The organism is Rahnella sp. NRRL B-41462 (assembly GCF_003263525.1).
GTDB classification, from domain to species: Bacteria; Pseudomonadota; Gammaproteobacteria; order Enterobacterales; family Enterobacteriaceae; genus Rahnella; species Rahnella aceris.
In genome coordinates this window covers 1-1,352 of the sequence record NZ_JYDF01000068.1, presented here as the reverse complement: position 1 = coordinate 1,352, position 1,352 = coordinate 1, and the positions used below count along the sequence as shown (strand labels likewise).

The following is a 1,352-nucleotide window of genomic DNA, read 5'->3' as shown; positions in this document are numbered from 1 at the left end:
TGATGTTATGGACGCCCCTCCCTGAAGTAGCCAGTGCCATACTCTATTGACTGCAATTAATTCAGGAGTGATATCACATGAACACAATCAGAGTTGTTGGTATCGACATTGCCAAATCTGTTTTTCAGGTATGCGTCTGGATGGTTGATGGTTCAATTGCATATAACAAGAAGATCTCCCGTTCAAAATTGCTGGATTGCGTTCGACACTTCGAGCCCGGAACGCTTATCGCGATGGAGGCATGCTCTACTTCGCACTTCTGGGGCAGAACCTTCAGAACGATGGGATACAACGTCAGACTGATACCTGCCCAGCACGTTAAAGCCTTTGTCAGAAGCCAGAAAAACGATGCTAATGATGCGCTGGCGATTTGTGAAACAGCACTCCGCCCTGGCATCCACTTTGTTCCGGTCAAAACTGCTGAGCAGCAGGATATCAAAGCGCTGCGAAATACCCGTCAGCTCATGGTTGAGCAAAGAACGGCGCTGGCTAACCAGCTTCGTTCTCTGCTCGCTGAATATGGTCTCATTATCCCTGTCGGGATACAGTGCCTCCAGCAGCACCTGCCTGAACTGATGGAAGACGCGTCGAATGAGTTAACGTTCACTGTCCGCCGTTTACTTTCTACATTGCGGGAAGACATGCAGGCGCTGAATGAACGCGTCACCGGACTGGATAAGGAAATTGCTGCATTGTCTTCACAACAAGCTGCCTATCGCCAGTTGTTAACTATTCCGGGAGTCGGCCCGCTCATCGCGGCAGCGTTTATCAGTGAAGTGGATGCAGGGCAATTTTCCAACGGCAGAGAGTTATCCGCCTGGTGTGGCCTGGTTCCCCGGCAGCACAGTTCGGGAGGCAAGCAACGATTATCCTCCGTGACAAAAAATGGCAATCGTAGTCTCAGAACATTAATCATCCATGGAGCACGGTCTGTAATGCGCTGTATGAAAAAGCGCGATGACAGTCTGGGCCTTTGGCTGCAAAGGCTTGAAGCTCGTCGAGGGTTCCTGAAAACCACGGTTGCACTGGCGAATAAACTGACGAGAATTATCTGGCGTGTGCTGACAGATGGGGTTGATTTTAATATGCAGAAGGCCGTTGCGATGAATTAGCTAAAAACAGCAATTTACAGAAACTTATTTAACTGAGTTTGCAGGCACTGATGAGAAAACGGCTACCGTCCCTGTAACAGCCTGAAGTTGACCTGGGTAATCATATACCGGTGTAGTGATAAGGAAACAGGGCTCGGATAACATCATGGCGCGGGTAAATTAACCCACTAACGACGCCGGATATATGGTCGCAAACCGTATCGAACCAGTACTTGTAACACCCGGGGCGTCCATATATGG

General features: G+C 49.3%; 1 protein-coding gene. It reads left to right on the top strand.

Annotation, left to right across the window (positions count from 1 at the left end; translation table 11 throughout):
* Window positions 1-77: 77 nt before the first annotated feature.
* Window positions 78-1,112, top strand: a complete 1,035-nt coding sequence (locus UC14_RS16930; protein ID WP_013576221.1) for an IS110 family transposase — start codon at window positions 78-80, stop codon at window positions 1,110-1,112.
* Window positions 1,113-1,352: the final 240 nt, after the last annotated feature.